General features: G+C 60.2%; 13 protein-coding genes. All 13 read left to right on the plus strand.

Annotated elements, in window-relative coordinates; all coding sequences use genetic code 11:
* Nucleotides 1–13 precede the first annotated feature (13 nt).
* The 13 genes from B1781_RS02975 to B1781_RS03035 all read left to right on the plus strand — a co-directional run bounded on the left by B1781_RS02975 (nucleotide 14) and on the right by B1781_RS03035 (nucleotide 14,828).
* Nucleotides 14–2,155, plus strand: coding sequence for a chemotaxis protein CheA (locus B1781_RS02975; RefSeq protein WP_078118250.1), 2,142 nt, complete (start codon nucleotides 14–16; stop codon nucleotides 2,153–2,155).
* 18 nt (nucleotides 2,156–2,173) lie between these two features.
* Nucleotides 2,174–2,683: a chemotaxis protein CheW gene (locus B1781_RS02980; RefSeq protein WP_078118251.1), complete on the plus strand. Its 510-nt coding sequence runs from the start codon at nucleotides 2,174–2,176 to the stop codon at nucleotides 2,681–2,683.
* A 67-nt stretch (nucleotides 2,684–2,750) separates the two neighbouring features.
* Nucleotides 2,751–5,213, plus strand: a complete 2,463-nt coding sequence (locus tag B1781_RS02985) for a methyl-accepting chemotaxis protein (protein WP_164513230.1) — start codon at nucleotides 2,751–2,753, stop codon at nucleotides 5,211–5,213.
* 198 nt (nucleotides 5,214–5,411) lie between these two features.
* Nucleotides 5,412–8,003 (plus strand): methyl-accepting chemotaxis protein, encoded by a 2,592-nt coding sequence (locus B1781_RS02990; RefSeq protein ID WP_078118253.1) that lies wholly within the window; start codon nucleotides 5,412–5,414, stop codon nucleotides 8,001–8,003.
* Nucleotides 8,004–8,106: 103 nt separating this feature from the next.
* Complete coding sequence (locus tag B1781_RS02995; protein WP_078121893.1) at nucleotides 8,107–8,613, plus strand: chemotaxis protein CheW; 507 nt, start codon at nucleotides 8,107–8,109, stop codon at nucleotides 8,611–8,613.
* 11 nt (nucleotides 8,614–8,624) lie between these two features.
* Nucleotides 8,625–9,410 (plus strand): ParA family protein, encoded by a 786-nt coding sequence (locus B1781_RS03000; protein WP_078118254.1) that lies wholly within the window; start codon nucleotides 8,625–8,627, stop codon nucleotides 9,408–9,410.
* The gene (locus B1781_RS03005) at nucleotides 9,379–9,876 is read left to right on the plus strand and encodes an STAS domain-containing protein (RefSeq protein ID WP_078118255.1); all 498 of its coding nucleotides are present in this window, start codon (nucleotides 9,379–9,381) and stop codon (nucleotides 9,874–9,876) included. Before B1781_RS03000 ends, B1781_RS03005 begins: the two co-directional genes overlap by 32 nt.
* A 15-nt stretch (nucleotides 9,877–9,891) precedes the next feature.
* A complete protein-coding gene (locus B1781_RS03010; protein ID WP_078118256.1) occupies nucleotides 9,892–10,461 on the plus strand; it encodes a hypothetical protein in 570 nt (189 codons plus the stop codon).
* Between the two features lie 87 nt (nucleotides 10,462–10,548).
* The gene (locus B1781_RS03015) at nucleotides 10,549–11,385 is read left to right on the plus strand and encodes a CheR family methyltransferase (protein ID WP_078118257.1); all 837 of its coding nucleotides are present in this window, start codon (nucleotides 10,549–10,551) and stop codon (nucleotides 11,383–11,385) included.
* On the plus strand, nucleotides 11,382–12,029 hold the full coding sequence (gene cheD, locus B1781_RS03020; protein WP_078118258.1) for a chemoreceptor glutamine deamidase CheD: 648 nt from the start codon (nucleotides 11,382–11,384) through the stop codon (nucleotides 12,027–12,029). The genes B1781_RS03015 and cheD overlap by 4 nt, the downstream gene beginning before the upstream one ends.
* Nucleotides 12,030–12,053: 24 nt before the next feature.
* Entirely contained in the window at nucleotides 12,054–13,145 is a 1,092-nt protein-coding gene (locus B1781_RS03025; protein WP_078118259.1) for a protein-glutamate methylesterase/protein-glutamine glutaminase, read from the plus strand.
* A 622-nt stretch (nucleotides 13,146–13,767) separates the two neighbouring features.
* On the plus strand, nucleotides 13,768–14,460 hold the full coding sequence (locus B1781_RS23530) for a methyl-accepting chemotaxis protein (RefSeq protein WP_408646368.1): 693 nt from the start codon (nucleotides 13,768–13,770) through the stop codon (nucleotides 14,458–14,460).
* Nucleotides 14,461–14,525: 65 nt separating this feature from the next.
* A complete protein-coding gene (locus B1781_RS03035) occupies nucleotides 14,526–14,828 on the plus strand; it encodes an STAS domain-containing protein (protein ID WP_078118261.1) in 303 nt (100 codons plus the stop codon).
* Nucleotides 14,829–14,907 lie beyond the last annotated feature (79 nt).

The following is a 14,907-nucleotide window of genomic DNA, read 5'->3' on the forward strand; positions in this document are numbered from 1 at the left end:
ACAGGAGAGCGGAATGAGCTTTGATATGGCGCAGTTCCACCAGGTGTTCTTCGAAGAGAGCTTCGAAGGCCTGGATGTAATGGAGTCGGGGCTTTTGGGCATGGACCCGGGAGCCGCGGACTCGGAAGAGATCAATGCGATCTTTCGGGCCGCACACTCGATCAAGGGTGGTAGTGGTACGTTCGGATTCAGCGACGTCTCGAACTTCACGCATGTGATGGAGACCTTGCTCGACGAGATGCGCGACGGCCGCCGCGAGGTGACTGCCGACGCGGTCAACGTGCTGTTGCAATCCGTCGATGTGTTGCGCGAGATGCTGATTGCCGCACGCGACGGCGGAAGTGCCGACGAAGAGCGGGTCAAGGAACAAAGCGCTGAGTTGGAGCGGGTGCTGGCTGACAAAGATGGCAGTGGCGCCGTGGCTGCAGACGTTGCGGCGAGTGAACCTGTCGAAGCAGCCCAGCCCGAGGCCGAGGCCGAGGCCGAGGTCGAACCCATCGGCTGGAAGATCGTCTTCCGTCCGCACCAACATCTGATGCGCACCGGCAACGATCCGCTGCGCATCATCCGTGAACTCGGCGAGCTCGGTGAGCTGACGTCGACTTGCGACGTGTCGGACCTGCCGTCGCTGGAAGAACTCGAGCCCGAAGACAGCTACCTGTCATGGGATCTGCGCCTGATCGGGGCCATCGAGAAGACTCAGATCGACGAGATTTTTGAATGGGTGGAAGATGACTGCGATTTCGCCGTGATCCCAATCCTGCCTGAGGGCTTCGATGCGACCCAGGCCGCTGCCGCGCCCGCACAACAGGCACAACCCGATCAGCCGGCTGCGCCCGCCGTGCAGGCCGCCCCGCCGCCGGTCGAACGCCGCCAGGCGGAGCGTCGCGCGTCCGGTAGCGATCGGCGCCAGGGCAACGACCGCCGCCAGGCAAGCGGTTCGGCGGCTTCGAGCTCCATCCGCGTCGATATTCACAAGATCGATGCGCTGATCAACATGGTCGGTGAGTTGGTTATCACCCAGTCGATGCTGGGCATGCTCGGCAACGATTTCGACATGAGCCGTGTAGAGCGCCTGCGCGAGGGGCTGACACAGCTCGAGCGCCATACCCGTGAACTGCAGGAAAGTGTCATGGGTATCCGCATGGTGCCGATCAGTTTCTCGTTCAGCCGTTTCCCGCGCCTGGTGCACGACCTGAGTACCAAGCTCGGTAAGAAGATCGAGCTGAAGATGAGCGGTGAAAACACCGAGGTCGACAAGACGGTTATCGAGAAGATCGGTGACCCCTTGGTGCACCTCGTGCGCAACAGCCTCGACCACGGTATCGAGACCCCCGAAGAGCGCGTGGCGGCCGGCAAGCCCGAGACGGGCACCGTCTATCTCGGCGCATCGCACCGTGGCGGCAATATCGTTATCGAGATTCGCGACGACGGGCGCGGTCTGCCGCGCGACAAGATTCTCAACAAGGCGATCGAACGCGGTCTGGTCAAAGCGGAAGACAACCTCAGCGACAAAGACGTGTACGACCTGATTTTCCAGCCTGGATTCTCTACGGCAGAACAGGTCAGCGATGTGTCGGGCCGCGGAGTCGGCATGGACGTGGTGCGGCGAAACATCAACGAACTCGGCGGTGCGATTGAGATTGAATCAACGCCGGGTGAGGGCAGCGCGATCATCGTGCGTCTGCCGCTGACGCTGGCGATCCTCGATGGTCAGACGATTCGTATCGGCAAAGAGATCTACATCGTTCCGCTGGTATCCATCATCGAGTCCATTCAGATCGATGAGTCGATGCTCAGTACCGTCGCCGGCAAAGGTGAAACCTTTAAGCTGCGTGACGAGTACCTGCCGATCGTGCGCATGCACGAGGCGTTCGGTATCCAAGAACACGATGCGCACAAACTGACCGATGGCATTCTGGTGGTGGTCGAAGGCGAGGGTCGCAAGTGCGGTCTGTTCGTCGACGATCTGCTTGGCCAGCAACAGGTGGTCATCAAGTCGCTCGAGGCCAACTATCGCAAGGTCGATGGCATCTCCGGCGCGACCATTCTCGGCGACGGCTCGGTGGCACTGATCATCGACATCCCGGGACTGATGCGCCTGGCGAAGAACGGAGGCGGCCGCGGCCGCCCGCATCTGGCCCTGACCGCTTGATCGCGAAGAGGTATAGCAATGACCGATGTCGATAACACTGTCGAAGTCGAAGAGGACGAAGGCGCAGGCGTCGAGTACCTGACCTTCGTGCTGGCCGATGAACTGTACGGCGTGAACATCCTTGAAGTTCAGGAGATTCGTGGCTGGGAGCAGGTCACTCGCATCCCGAACTCACCGCACTACGTCAAGGGCGTGATCAACCTGCGCGGCACCATCGTGCCGATCATGGATCTGCGTCTGCGATTTAATCTTGAAGCGGAAGAGTACACCAAGGAGACGGTGGTTATTGTCGTGCGTACTACTGACAGACGCGGCGAGCAGCGTTCGATCGGTCTCGTCGTGGATGCCGTTTCCGACGTTCTGGTCGCACGTGAAGAGCACATCGTCGGCACACCGGAATTCGGGGCCAACGTACCAACCGAGAACATCACCGGTTTGGTAACGGACGACGAAAACATGGTCATGTTGCTGGACGTTTCGAGCCTGCTAGAGGCCGACTGCGATACCGACCAGGGTGAGGCAGCGTAAACCCACGCTCCCCCCACTTGCAGAGATACAGAGAGGTTTAACCGTGCTTGCCAATATGCGTCTTTCAATGAAATTTGGTTTGTTGATGGCGTTGCCCGTCGTTGCGCTATTGGTGACCGCGGTTAACGGATATCGCGCCTTTGGCGCATCGAGCGCGACGTTCATCGTGTCGTTCGTCGGCATTGTGCTGACGATCGCGTTGGGGTTTGCCGTGAGCCGGAGTGTCAAGCGTTCGCTTGTCGAAGCCGCCGCGGCAACGCGGGGTGTCGCTGCCGGCAACTTCCATGGATTCGCGAATGCCGGTGTCAGCGACGAGACCGGCCAATTGCTGGGCGCATTGAACGAGCTTGCGCTGCAATTGCAGTCGCGTGGCAGCGATCACGAGTCCGTCGTCGCCGAGCGCGACAGGCTGCACGACACCTTGCAGGGTATGTCGGTGCCGGTGACGGTGGTCAATGAGGCCAACGAAGTGGTATTCGCTAACCCCGCCGCGGCCCATTTTCTGCAGGGGATCGAGGCTGATTGGCGTGCCGAAACGCCCAGTTTCTCGGCACGCGCCATCGACGGCGCGAAACTTCCGGGGCTGTTCCGTGATCCGGCGCTCAACGGTGTGTTTTCGACCAACCGGCAGAGCGAACGCGTTGCAGAGGGCGACGTGGGTGAAAGACACCTGCGGCTGATGGTGGCACCGTTGCGTGACAGCCGCGGCAATGTGCACGGTCAGGTGGTGCAATGGTTTGATCGGACCGACAGCGTGCGCAAGGCGCGCGCGACGGAAGAGGCGTTGGTCGACGAGCGCCGCGCCGCTGAAGAGAACAAGCGTATCCGTATTGCATTGGATCACGTCAACACCAACGTTATGTTGGCTGACAAAGACCGCCGCATCATCTACCTGAACCATGCTGCGCAGGCCTTGTTCGGCGGCGCCGAGCAGGAGTTCCGTTCAGAGTTGCCGGGCTTCAGTGCCGACGACCTGGTCGGTACCAGCATCGACAAGTTCCACAAGAACCCGCAGCATCAGATGCAGATGCTCGACCGTTTGACCGGCACCCATACGGCCGAGATCGCGCTGGCCGGGCGTACCCTGAAGATCACCGCCAACCCGGTTGTCGATGCGACCGGCGAGCGCCTGGGAACGGCAGTCGAATGGGAAGACCGCACCGTTGAAGCCGAGGTCGAAAGAGAGGTCGAAAACCTCGTCAAGGCCGCACAGGACGGCGACCTCGAGCACCGTATCAAGCTCGAAGGCAAAGACGGCTTTTTCCGTCAGCTCGGTGTCGGTTTCAATGCCCTGCTGGATCAGTTGTCGGGCGTGTTCGACGAGATCGCCAACGTGATGGGCAAGATGGCCAGTGGCGACCTGTCGGCATCGATCGAGACCGAGTACCGCGGCAAGTTCGGCCAGGTGCGCAACGACATCAACGAAACCACCGAAAAACTCGGCCAGATCATCGGTCGACTCGACAGCATCGCAGCAGATATTTCCACTGCGTCGGGTGAGATATCCTCGGGCAACACCAACCTGTCTTCGCGTACCGAACAGCAGGCATCGAGTCTCGAAGAGACTGCCTCCAGCATGGAGGAACTCACCTCGACCGTACGCAACAATGCCGACAACGCGCAGCAGGCCAACCAGGTCGCAACCAGCGCGCGCAGCGCGGCGGAGCGTGGTGGCGAAGTCGTGTCGAATGCGATCGCAGCGATGGACCAGATCAACAGCTCGTCGAACAAGATCGCCGAGATCATCGGGGTGATCGACGAGATCGCCTTCCAGACCAACCTGCTGGCGCTCAACGCCTCGGTCGAAGCGGCGCGTGCCGGTGAGCAGGGGCGCGGTTTCGCGGTTGTGGCAACCGAAGTGCGCAACCTGGCGTCACGGTCGGCAACCGCGGCGAAAGAGATCAAAGACCTGATCCGCGACAGTGTCGCCAAGGTCGAGGCCGGTTCGGCTCTGGTCAACGAGTCGGGAACCACGCTCGACGAGATCGTGGTGGGTGTGAAAAAGGTCGGCGATATCGTCGCCGAGATCGCCGCAGCGAGCGCCGAGCAGTCGAACGGCATCGAGCAGGTCAACCAGGCGATCACGTCGATGGACGAACTCACCCAGCAGAACGCAGCGCTGGCTGAACAGACGTCTGCAGCCTCCGCCGCGATGACCGAAAACACCGAGGAAATGCGCGGCTTGATGGCGTTCTTCCACGGTGCCGGCACTATGGATACGTCGATGTCGAAGCCCGTCGCGAAGCCGAAAGCCGCGCCCGCCGCACCCGCGGCCAAGCCGTCCGTGGCGCCAAAGGCGGAAGCCGTCGCCAAGCCCGCAGCACCGGCCAAGCCTGCGCCCAAGCCGGCTGTCTCCACTGCGAAGCCTGAAAAACCGGCGGCGTCAAAACCGGCGGTGTCGACTGCCGAGGCCAAGCCGAGAGCTGCTGCACCCAAGCCCACGGTCGAACGGGCCGCACCCGCAGCGCGTAAGCCTGCACCCAAGGTGGCAGCACAGAGCTTCGATGATGATGAGTGGGAAGAGTTTTGACGTTTCCCGCTGAGAACGGCAAAAAAAGCGGCTTCGGCCGCTTTTTTTCTGTGGTTTAGCCGGCGAAATAGTGCCCGATCAGCCTCAAGGACGCGGTCGATATGCCGATCTAGAGGCAATAGATTTCGCGGCCCGTAGTCTGTCTTCGATGCAGGCCGAAACCAGAAAACCTGACAAACGGAACGATCGGGAGCGCGCATGAAACTTAACGAACCTGTTACCAACAACGAGGTTCCCTTTCCCAAAGATTCCATTCTGGTTTCGAAGACAGACCATAAGGGCATCATCACCTACGCCAACCCCGCGTTTATCGCGATCAGCGGATTCACCGAGCAGGAGCTGGTCGGGCGCAACCACAACCTGGTGCGTCATCCCGACATGCCGCCGGCGGCGTTCAAGGATCTCTGGGAAACCGTCAAGGCAGGTCAGACCTGGACCGGGCTGGTGAAGAACCGCGCCAAGAACGGCGACTACTACTGGGTGCGCGCCAACGTGACGCCGGTACCCCTGGCAGACGGCGGCGTCGAGTACATGTCGGTACGCACCGAGCCCTCCGCTGACGAAAAGCGCGCCGCCGAAGCGTTGTATGCCCAGGTGCGCGCCGGCCAAGCCTCGCTGCCGTCGTCGCTTGAGGCGGGATCGCCCTGGTCGATGGAGCGTTTGTTGGCGGCGGGCGCGGGCAGTGTGGCCGCGCTGGCTGTTCTTACCATGGTGTTGCTCGCCGTAGGCGTGCCCAGCGGTGTCCTGTATGCCGCCTTGTTCGCCATCATCGGCGCGAGCGTCGGTTCGGCATTCCTGATCAAGCAGCACGTGGTCACGCCGCTGCAGGTCGCAGCACGCAAGCTGGGACAGTTCGTTGTCGGCAACTACTTCGACTGGGCAGACGCCGGCGAACGGGGCTCGGTTGGCGAGATCCAGCAGGCGATCCGTTCAACGCAGATCAAGCTGGGCTTCGAGGTCACCGACGCACAGCGCCGCGCCGAGGAAACGGCGCGTGTGCAGACGGCGCTCAACTGCACGTCGACCAACGTGATGATGGCGGACGCCGAGTACAACGTGACCTACATGAACAACGCCGTTGCCAAGATGTTCAAGGACGCGGAGGCCGACCTGAAAGAGGTCCTGCCGCAATTTGATGCCAACAATATCCTTGGCAACAACATCGACATCTTCCACAAGAACCCAGCGCATCAGCGTGGCCTGTTGGCGAAGCTGAACGATACCTTCACCAGCGAGATGCAGGTGGGTTCGCGTACCTTCAAGATCATCGCGAACCCGGTAGTCAGCGATGAAGGTCAGCGTTTGGGTACCGTCGTCGAGTGGGCAGATCTGACCGCATTGCGGGCCGCCGAGCGCGCCGAAGCGGAACGCCGCGAGGTGGAAGAGCGTCAGGCTGCGGAAAACATGCGTATTCGTACCGCACTCGATAACGTATCGAGCTGCGTCATGATGGCAGACGCCGACAACAACATCATCTACATGAACAAGACCGTGGAGGCTTTGTTCTCGGGTAACCAGCGCGAGATTGCGCGGGCGATCCCCGGTTTCAACGCTGCCAAACTGATCGGCAGCAACATCGACAGCTTCCACAAGGACCCGAGTCATCAGCAGCGTATGGTCGCGGCAATGACCGGTCCGGTAAACAGCCAGATCAAACTCGGTGACCTTACCTTCGCGTTCACCGCAAACCCGGTAAACAGTGCCGAAGGCGAACGTGTGGGTACCGTGGTCGAATGGCTCGACCGTACCAACGAGCTGGCGATGGAAGAGGAACTTGAAGACATCGTGACTTCGGCACGCGCCGGTGACCTGTCCAAGCGTGTCGCTGTGGAAGGTAAGACCGGCTTCTTCAAGCATCTGTCGGAAGGCATCAACTCGCTGATCGACGATCTCGCGAACGTGTTCCGTGACGTGTCCGTATCGTTGAGCAGCCTGTCGCAGGGCGATCTGAGCAAGACCATCGATCGCGAATACCAGGGTGAGTTCGGTCGCATCAAGAACGACCTGAATGACACCTTTGCGCGTCTGGGATCGATCGTTGCCGAGCTTCGCGAGGCCACCGAATCGGTCAACATCGCCTCCAACGAGATATCGTCGGGCAACTCCAACCTGTCGGCACGTACCGAGCAGCAGGCTTCCAGCCTCGAAGAGACGGCGGCCAGCATGGAAGAGTTGACGTCTACCGTGCGCAACAACGCGGACAACGCCCAGCAGGCGAACCAGGTGGCCACCAGCGCCCGCGGCATGGCCGAAAAGGGCGGTGAGGTCGTCGGTCGCGCAGTGAGCGCGATGCAACAGATCAACGCATCGTCGACCAAGATCGCCGAAATCATCGGCGTGATCGATGAGATCGCTTTCCAGACCAACCTGCTGGCGCTCAACGCCTCGGTCGAGGCGGCGCGCGCCGGTGAGCAAGGTCGCGGCTTCGCGGTGGTGGCGACCGAGGTGCGCAATCTTGCGTCACGCTCTGCCGACGCCGCCAAAGAGATCAAAGACCTGATCAACGACAGCGTTTCGAAGGTGCATGCCGGCGCCGAGCTGGTCAACGAGTCGGGCGAAACGCTGCAGGAGATCGTGACCGGCGTGAAGAAGGTGGGCGACATCGTCGCTGAGATCGCTGCGGCGAGCGCCGAGCAGGCCTCGGGTATCGATCAGGTCAACCAGGCCATCACGACGATGGACGAAATGACGCAACAGAACGCAGCTTTGGCAGAGCAGACATCGGCCGCATCGGTTTCGCTGAACGACAAGGCGAAGCAGATCGAAGGCACGATGTCGTTCTTCAAGTAGGCCGCACACATGAGTGCCGTCGGTACAGCGACCGGCGATGCTCCCGTTTCAAGTAGGACGAACAAGTCGAATCTCGATGGCCTGGTGGCCGGGTGAGCAAAAAATGATGCAAGAGCAAGCAACCGTTGGCACACAGCGTCACAAGGGGCAGTACCTCAGCTTCAGCCTTGGCGCGGACGACTACGCAGCCGACATTCTGCGGGTACAGGAAATTCGCGGTTGGGAAAAAGTACGCACCTTGCCGGATTCGCCCGACTACGTGAAAGGCGTGCTCGACCTGCGCGGCACGATTGTGCCCATCATCGATCTTCGTGTGCGCTTCGGCAACAAGCAGCCCGAATACTCGTCGACAACGGTCGTGATCGTACTGTCGATCAAGGTGCCGGATGGTCGAACCCATCTCGTTGGCGCCGTCGTGGATGCGGTCTCCGATGTGCTGGACATCGACAGCTCGGATCTCAAGCCGCCACCCGAGATCGGCGGCGCTGTCAGCAAGCGCTATCTCGACGGCATGGTGTCACTGCCGCGCGGCATGGTGATCCTGCTGAATCTGGACAAGCTGTTTGATCCGGGCGAGCTCAATAGCTTGTACGAAAAGGCCGGTGCCTGAAGGACCGGACAATGCGTTCGATCGCTGTCGTCAATCAGAAAGGCGGGGTCGGTAAGACCACGGCGACCGTGAACCTGGGCCATGCCTTGGCGCGCGCCGGCCAGCGCGTGCTGATTATCGACCTCGATCCCCAGGGGCATGTCGGATCCTGCCTCGGGCTGTTTCGGCCCAGTGGGCAGGGTATCGACGACGTGTTGCTCGATGGCGAGGACCTGATGTCGCGGGCCCTGTCGGTGCGCGACGGTATGTGGTTGGTGCCGCCCGGCAGCCGCCTGGTCGATGTTGAGAAACTCGGCGGCGGGACAGAGCGGGCATCGCTGCTGGCGAATGCGCTGGACGAGATCGAAGACGATATCGACGTGGTGCTGTTCGACTGTCCGCCATCGGCCGGCTTGCTGATCGTCAACGCCGTTGTTGCGGCCGATGACGTGGTGATGCCGGTCGCTGGCGATTACCTGTCGCTGACGGGCCTTGCGCGCTTCATGCAGACGATTCAGCGTTTGCAGCCGTTGCGCCGTACGCCATTGCGTCAGTGGGTGTTCATGAGTCGGTTCGTCGCCAGACGGCGGCTGGCGCGTGAAGTGTTCGACAAGGTTATGGAACATTTCTCGCCCTACCTGCTGGCCACGTCGATCAGTGAAGCAGCCGCCCTGGCCGAATGTGCCGGTGCGGGTCAGACCATATTCGAATACCGCGAGAAATGTCGGTCGGCCGCGGAGTTCGCCGAACTTGCCGCCGACGTACTCGAAGGGAGGATTTTTACCGATGAGCAGAAAGAAACCAGTCATGTCGCATGATCCACTCGCCGAGGTCGGTGAAGAGGCCGCTCCTACTGAGCAGGCAGCGGCGCCGAAGACGCGTCGCAAGCGTGCACCGGCGCGCAAAAAGACGGCGGCCAAGAAGGCGGCCGAGCCTAAGCCTGAGGTGGTTGCCGAACAGTCTGCCGACGAACCAGCGGCCACGCCGGAAGCAGCCGGCGACAAAGTGATGTTGCCCGGCAGTATCACCATCATGGATGTCGGCGAACTGCGCGCGCCGCTGCTGCAACATCTCGAGGGCGACGTCCCGCTGCAGATCGACGGCAGCGAGGTCGAGTCCATCGAGGGGGCTGGCGTGCAGCTGCTGGCGGCTTTCTTCAAGACGGCCAATGAAAAAGGTATCGAACTGAGCTGGGTCGGTGCCTCTGATTCGTTGCGGACTGCGGCCAGGCAGGTTGGCCTGGATGGCTATTTCAAGCTCGACACCGATCAACAAGTCGCCTGAGGCGCAGGAACTATCATGCAAGACGGACAGCGTCTGAACGTATCGCCAGCCAGTTCGCCCGACCTGGACTGGAGTCAGGTCAACGAAACGGTGCGCATGTTGAATCTCGCAGTGGCGCAGATCTCTATGGCGATGCACGAGGGAGACGATTCGGTTGAATCGCTGACGACGTCTTTTCTCGGCATGGTGCAGAGCGTTGATGGCATCTCGCAGGCAACGACGTCGGCCTCTCCGGAAACCGATTTCGAGCCGGTACGCGAGGACATTCTCAATCGCTGTACGTCGGTGCAGGGCAAGATCCAGCAAAGCATCGTTGCATTTCAGTTCTACGATCGTTTGTCGCAGCGCCTCGATCACGTCCGTCAGGCCCTGGGTGCGCTGTCCGATCTGGTGTCCGACAAATCGCGCCTGTTCAATCCGACCGAGTGGTCGGAACTGCAGTCGGGCATTCGCAGCCGCTACACGATGCAGGAAGAGCAGGACATGTTCGAGGCCTTGCTCAAGGGGGCATCGATCGACGAGGCGCTCGAGCAGGTTCGGGGAAGGCTGGAAAAAGGAGATATCGACGACATCGAGTTGTTCTAAACGGCGTCCTGCCCGGGACGTTTACTTTTCAACTCTATGCCGATTGGCGGTTGAACGCCGATACGCACAAGGAAACCTGAGACTAAGATGACAGCGGTTAGGGAATACGAGTTTACTCAGCGCGACTTCAATTTCTTGCGGCGCCTATCCAACGAGCGTACCGGCATCGTTGTCAGCGACGACAAGTTCAACATGTTCTATTCGCGCCTGGCGCGACGCGTCAGGGCGCTGGGGCTCAAAGACTTCGCCGCCTATTGCGATTACCTGCAGGATCCCGCGCACGATGGCGAGATGATCGAGCTGGTCAACGCGGTAACAACCAACCTGACATCGTTCTTCCGCGAGAACCATCACTTCGAGTTCCTTGCCAATACCGCTATCCCGGAGGCGATTCAGCGCAACCGTAACAGCCGTACGTTGCGCATCTGGTCGGCCGGGTGTTCGACCGGCGAAGAGCCGTACTCGCTGGCGATGACGCTGGCTGAGCAGGATGCCCAACTGCGTAGCTGGGACGCGCAGATCTTCGCCAGCGATATCGACTCGAACGTGCTCGCGCAGGCCCAGGCGGGCGTGTATGCACAGGCGCGTGTCGACGGGTTGTCGAAGCAACGTCTGAAGCGCTTTTTTCTTAAAGGTCGTGGCGATCAGAACGGCAAGGTCCGGGTGAAGGATGAGCTGAAAAACAAGATTCGCTTCGACCAGGTCAACCTGATGCAGCCGCTGAAGGTCGAGCAGCAAGACCTGATTTTCTGCCGCAACGTGATTATCTACTTCGACAAAGACACGAAACGAAAGCTGATGGACCGCTATGCCGACGTCCTGGTGGACGGCGGTTACCTGTTTATCGGCCATTCCGAATCCCTGTACCAGGTGACGGAGCGCTTTAAGTTGGTTGGCAATACTGTCTACAGGAAGATCGGATGAGTGGTTTGAAATCTGCCTCGCACGTACTGCCGCAAGCCCTGCCCGGGTTCGAGCAGATCAACCGGTATTGGGATCAGGGGCGCGACCAGGCGGCCGCCAAGATCCTGCCGGGCGAATACTATGTGACCTCGAACAACGAACTGATCGTGACGGTGCTGGGATCCTGTGTGTCGGCCTGCATCCGTGATCGCGTATTCGGTGTGGGCGGCATGAACCATTTCATGTTGCCGATATCGACCGACGGCAAAGGCTGGAATGGCGCTGCAGACATCGTCAGCACCGCCACGCGCTACGGCAACTATGCGATGGAACACATGATCAACGACATTCTCAAGAACGGTGGCCATAAAAAGCACCTGGAGGCGAAGATCTTCGGCGGCGGACGCATGATGGAGGCGTTGAGCGACATTGGGGCGCGCAACATCGAGTTCGTGCGCGAGTATCTCAGCACAGAAGGTATCCCGGTGGTTAGCGAGGATGTCGGTGACAAGTATCCACGCAAGGTGATGTACATACCATCTACCGGCAAGGCCTTCATGAAGCGCTTGAAGCACCTGCACAACGATACGGTTATCCAGCGCGAAAACCGTTACCGTACCGAGATCGCCGCAGAGCCTGTTGCTGGCGAGGTTGAGTTGTTCTAAGGCTTCGTCAGGAGAGCTGTTCGCATGCCAAAGATTCGCTTGTTGATCGTCGACGACTCGGCGCTGATCCGCCAGGTGCTGACCCAGATCTTCGCCGAGACCTCGGATATCGAGGTCGTCGGTGTCGCGGCCGATCCGTATATCGCGCGCGAAAAGATCAAGCAGTTGAACCCGGATGTGCTGACGCTGGATGTCGAGATGCCCAAGATGGACGGCGTCACCTTCCTCGGCAACCTGATGCGCCTGCGCCCGATGCCGGTGGTGATGGTGTCCACGCTGACCGAACAGGGTGCCGACGTGACCTTGCGCGCCCTGGAATACGGTGCGGTCGATTTCGTCGCCAAGCCCAAGGTCGATGTCGCCGAGTCGTTGAAGGATTATGCCGCCGAGATCATCGGCAAGGTCAGGATGGCGGCCAAGGCCAAGGTCAAGCCGCTGGAGAAGCGTGCCGTGAAGGCATCCAAGCCGGCAATGGCTCCCGGTGCGAAGCATTCGGCCGATGTGATTCTCAAGGCGGGTACGGGCGGTGGCCACTTCCGCACCACCGACAAGATCATCGGCATCGGCTCATCGACCGGGGGTACCGAGGCCGTCAAGGATGTGCTCGCCATGCTGCCGATGGATATCCAGGCCGGTATCGTTATTTCACAACACATACCGGCCGCATTTAGCGGGCCGTTCGCCAAGCGCGCCAATTCGGTAACGCCGTTGACCGTGTGCGAGGCCGCTGACGGCCAGCAGATCTTGCCGGGTCACGTTTACATTGCGCCCGGCGACCGGCACCTGCTGGTACAGCGCGACGGCGCGCGCTATGTCTGTCGGCTGAACGACGGGCCGCCGGTTAACCGGCATCGCCCGTCGGTCGATGTAATGATTCGTTCATTGGCGCAGAACGCCGGCCCCAACGCGATCGGTGTGATGTTGACCGGCATGGGTGACGATGGTGCCGCAGGCATGGGCGAACTCAAGGAATGCGGGGCGCCGATTCTCGTGCAGGATGAAAAAACCAGTGTCGTCTGGGGCATGCCGGGTGAAGTGGCCAAGCGCGGTTTTGCCGACGAGATACTGCCACTGAACAAGATCGGACCGCGCTTGATCGAACTGATCAAGAAATAACCACACCGCAACGCAGACTAGGTGTTCAAGAATCTGCTTCAATCTGCCGATAGCCATGTCATTGGGTGTGGACTGTCACCCCGGTTTTCGCGCGTGAAGGAATCAGCAACCGATGGCGTCAAACTTCAAGTCCTGGATATTCGCAGCTGCCGGTACCCTGGGTATCGTTGTGGCAAGTCTGTTCGCCGGCGTAGCCTTGCCTGCGTGGGCGAGTGCCTTGTTGGTTGCGGGCGTCTGGGCGGCAACGGCCTACCTGTCGGGCAGAAATTCGGGCGACGACGCGCGTGCCGAGCATGAATGCAGCGCCGGCGATGTCGAGGATGCGATCACCGGACTGGTCGCGCACGTTGAAACCAACCTGTCGACCGTGGTGGATGCGATGCGCGGCGAGTTGGGGCAGATCAAAGAACTGGTAGGTGATGCCACCGGTACCTTGCAGACGGCATTTCATGGTCTGAATGATCGTTCGAGTCACCAGCGCAACCTCGTTGCGCAGATGATGCAGATGATGCACGAACAAAGCGGGACGAACGAATCGGATGCCGGGTTCGCCGAGCAGACCGACGAGGTTCTGCGTTACTTCGTCGACTATGTGATCAACACCAGCGCCAACAGCATGGCGATGGTCGAACGTATCGATGAGATGGTCGATCATATGCAGCGCGCCGATGGTCTGTTGAACGACGTCAAGGTCATCGCCGACCAGACCAACCTGCTGGCGCTGAACGCGGCAATCGAAGCCGCTCGTGCCGGTGAAGCCGGGCGCGGTTTTGCCGTGGTGGCCGACGAGGTGCGCAAGCTGTCAAAGCGGTCTGATCGTTTCAACGACGAGATCCGCACCGTGATCGGCGAATCGATCGACGCGATCGATGGGGCGCGCGAGGCGATATCCAAACTGGCGTCGCAGGACATGACGTTCGCGATCCAGGCGAAGACCCGGGTCAACCAGGCGCTGGAAAACCTGACCGAGGTGAATCGTTCGGTCGAGACGACGCTGGATTCGGTGTCGGTGGTTGGCGGCGAGATCGATGCCCTGGTCGGCGATGCAGTGCGTTCGCTACAGTTTGAGGACATCGTCAGGCAGTTGACCGAGTACTCGGGCCGTCACCTCGATCGCATCAGCGTGCTGATCGGGCGTATGCATACCGGTCTGACCGAGCTGCGTCAGTCGGATGTGCAGGATGTCAATCAATACGCGGCGGCTCTACAATCGGTCAAAGACGATCTGGACAGTTTCATGTCCAGCGAGCTCGAAAAGGAGCACAATCCGGTCGAGCAGCAATCGATGGCGGAAGGCGACGTCGAGCTGTTCTGAATTTCACGTCGGGTTACGTGAGCGGGCCGGCGGTTGCAATAAGGAAAGAAAGGCGAGGGTAAAACATGCCTATCAACAACACGGTATCGAGTGATGGCAAGGTCGTGACGCTGCATATCAGTGGGCGTTTCGATTTCGCGATGCACCAGGAGTTCATGCAGGCCTACAAGGCCTACGAGCGTGGTTCGAAGGAGTTCGTCGTCGACCTGGGCAAAGCTGAGTACATGGACAGTTCGGCATTGGGCATGTTGCTTCAGCTGCGCGATTATGGGGCAAAGAGCGGCAGCGTTGAGTTGCGCAACAGCAACGACAGCATCCGCGAAATTCTGCGCATCGCCAATTTCGACAAACTCTTTAAAGTTTCTTGACGGCTTGCGGCGGTGGATGACATCTGCAAGATGTGATCTGCCAGTCGCATCGCGATCGTATATTTGACCAGGGGTTTCG

The organism is Thiosocius teredinicola (assembly GCF_002009425.1).
Taxonomy (GTDB): Bacteria; Pseudomonadota; Gammaproteobacteria; order Chromatiales; family Chromatiaceae; genus Thiosocius; species Thiosocius teredinicola.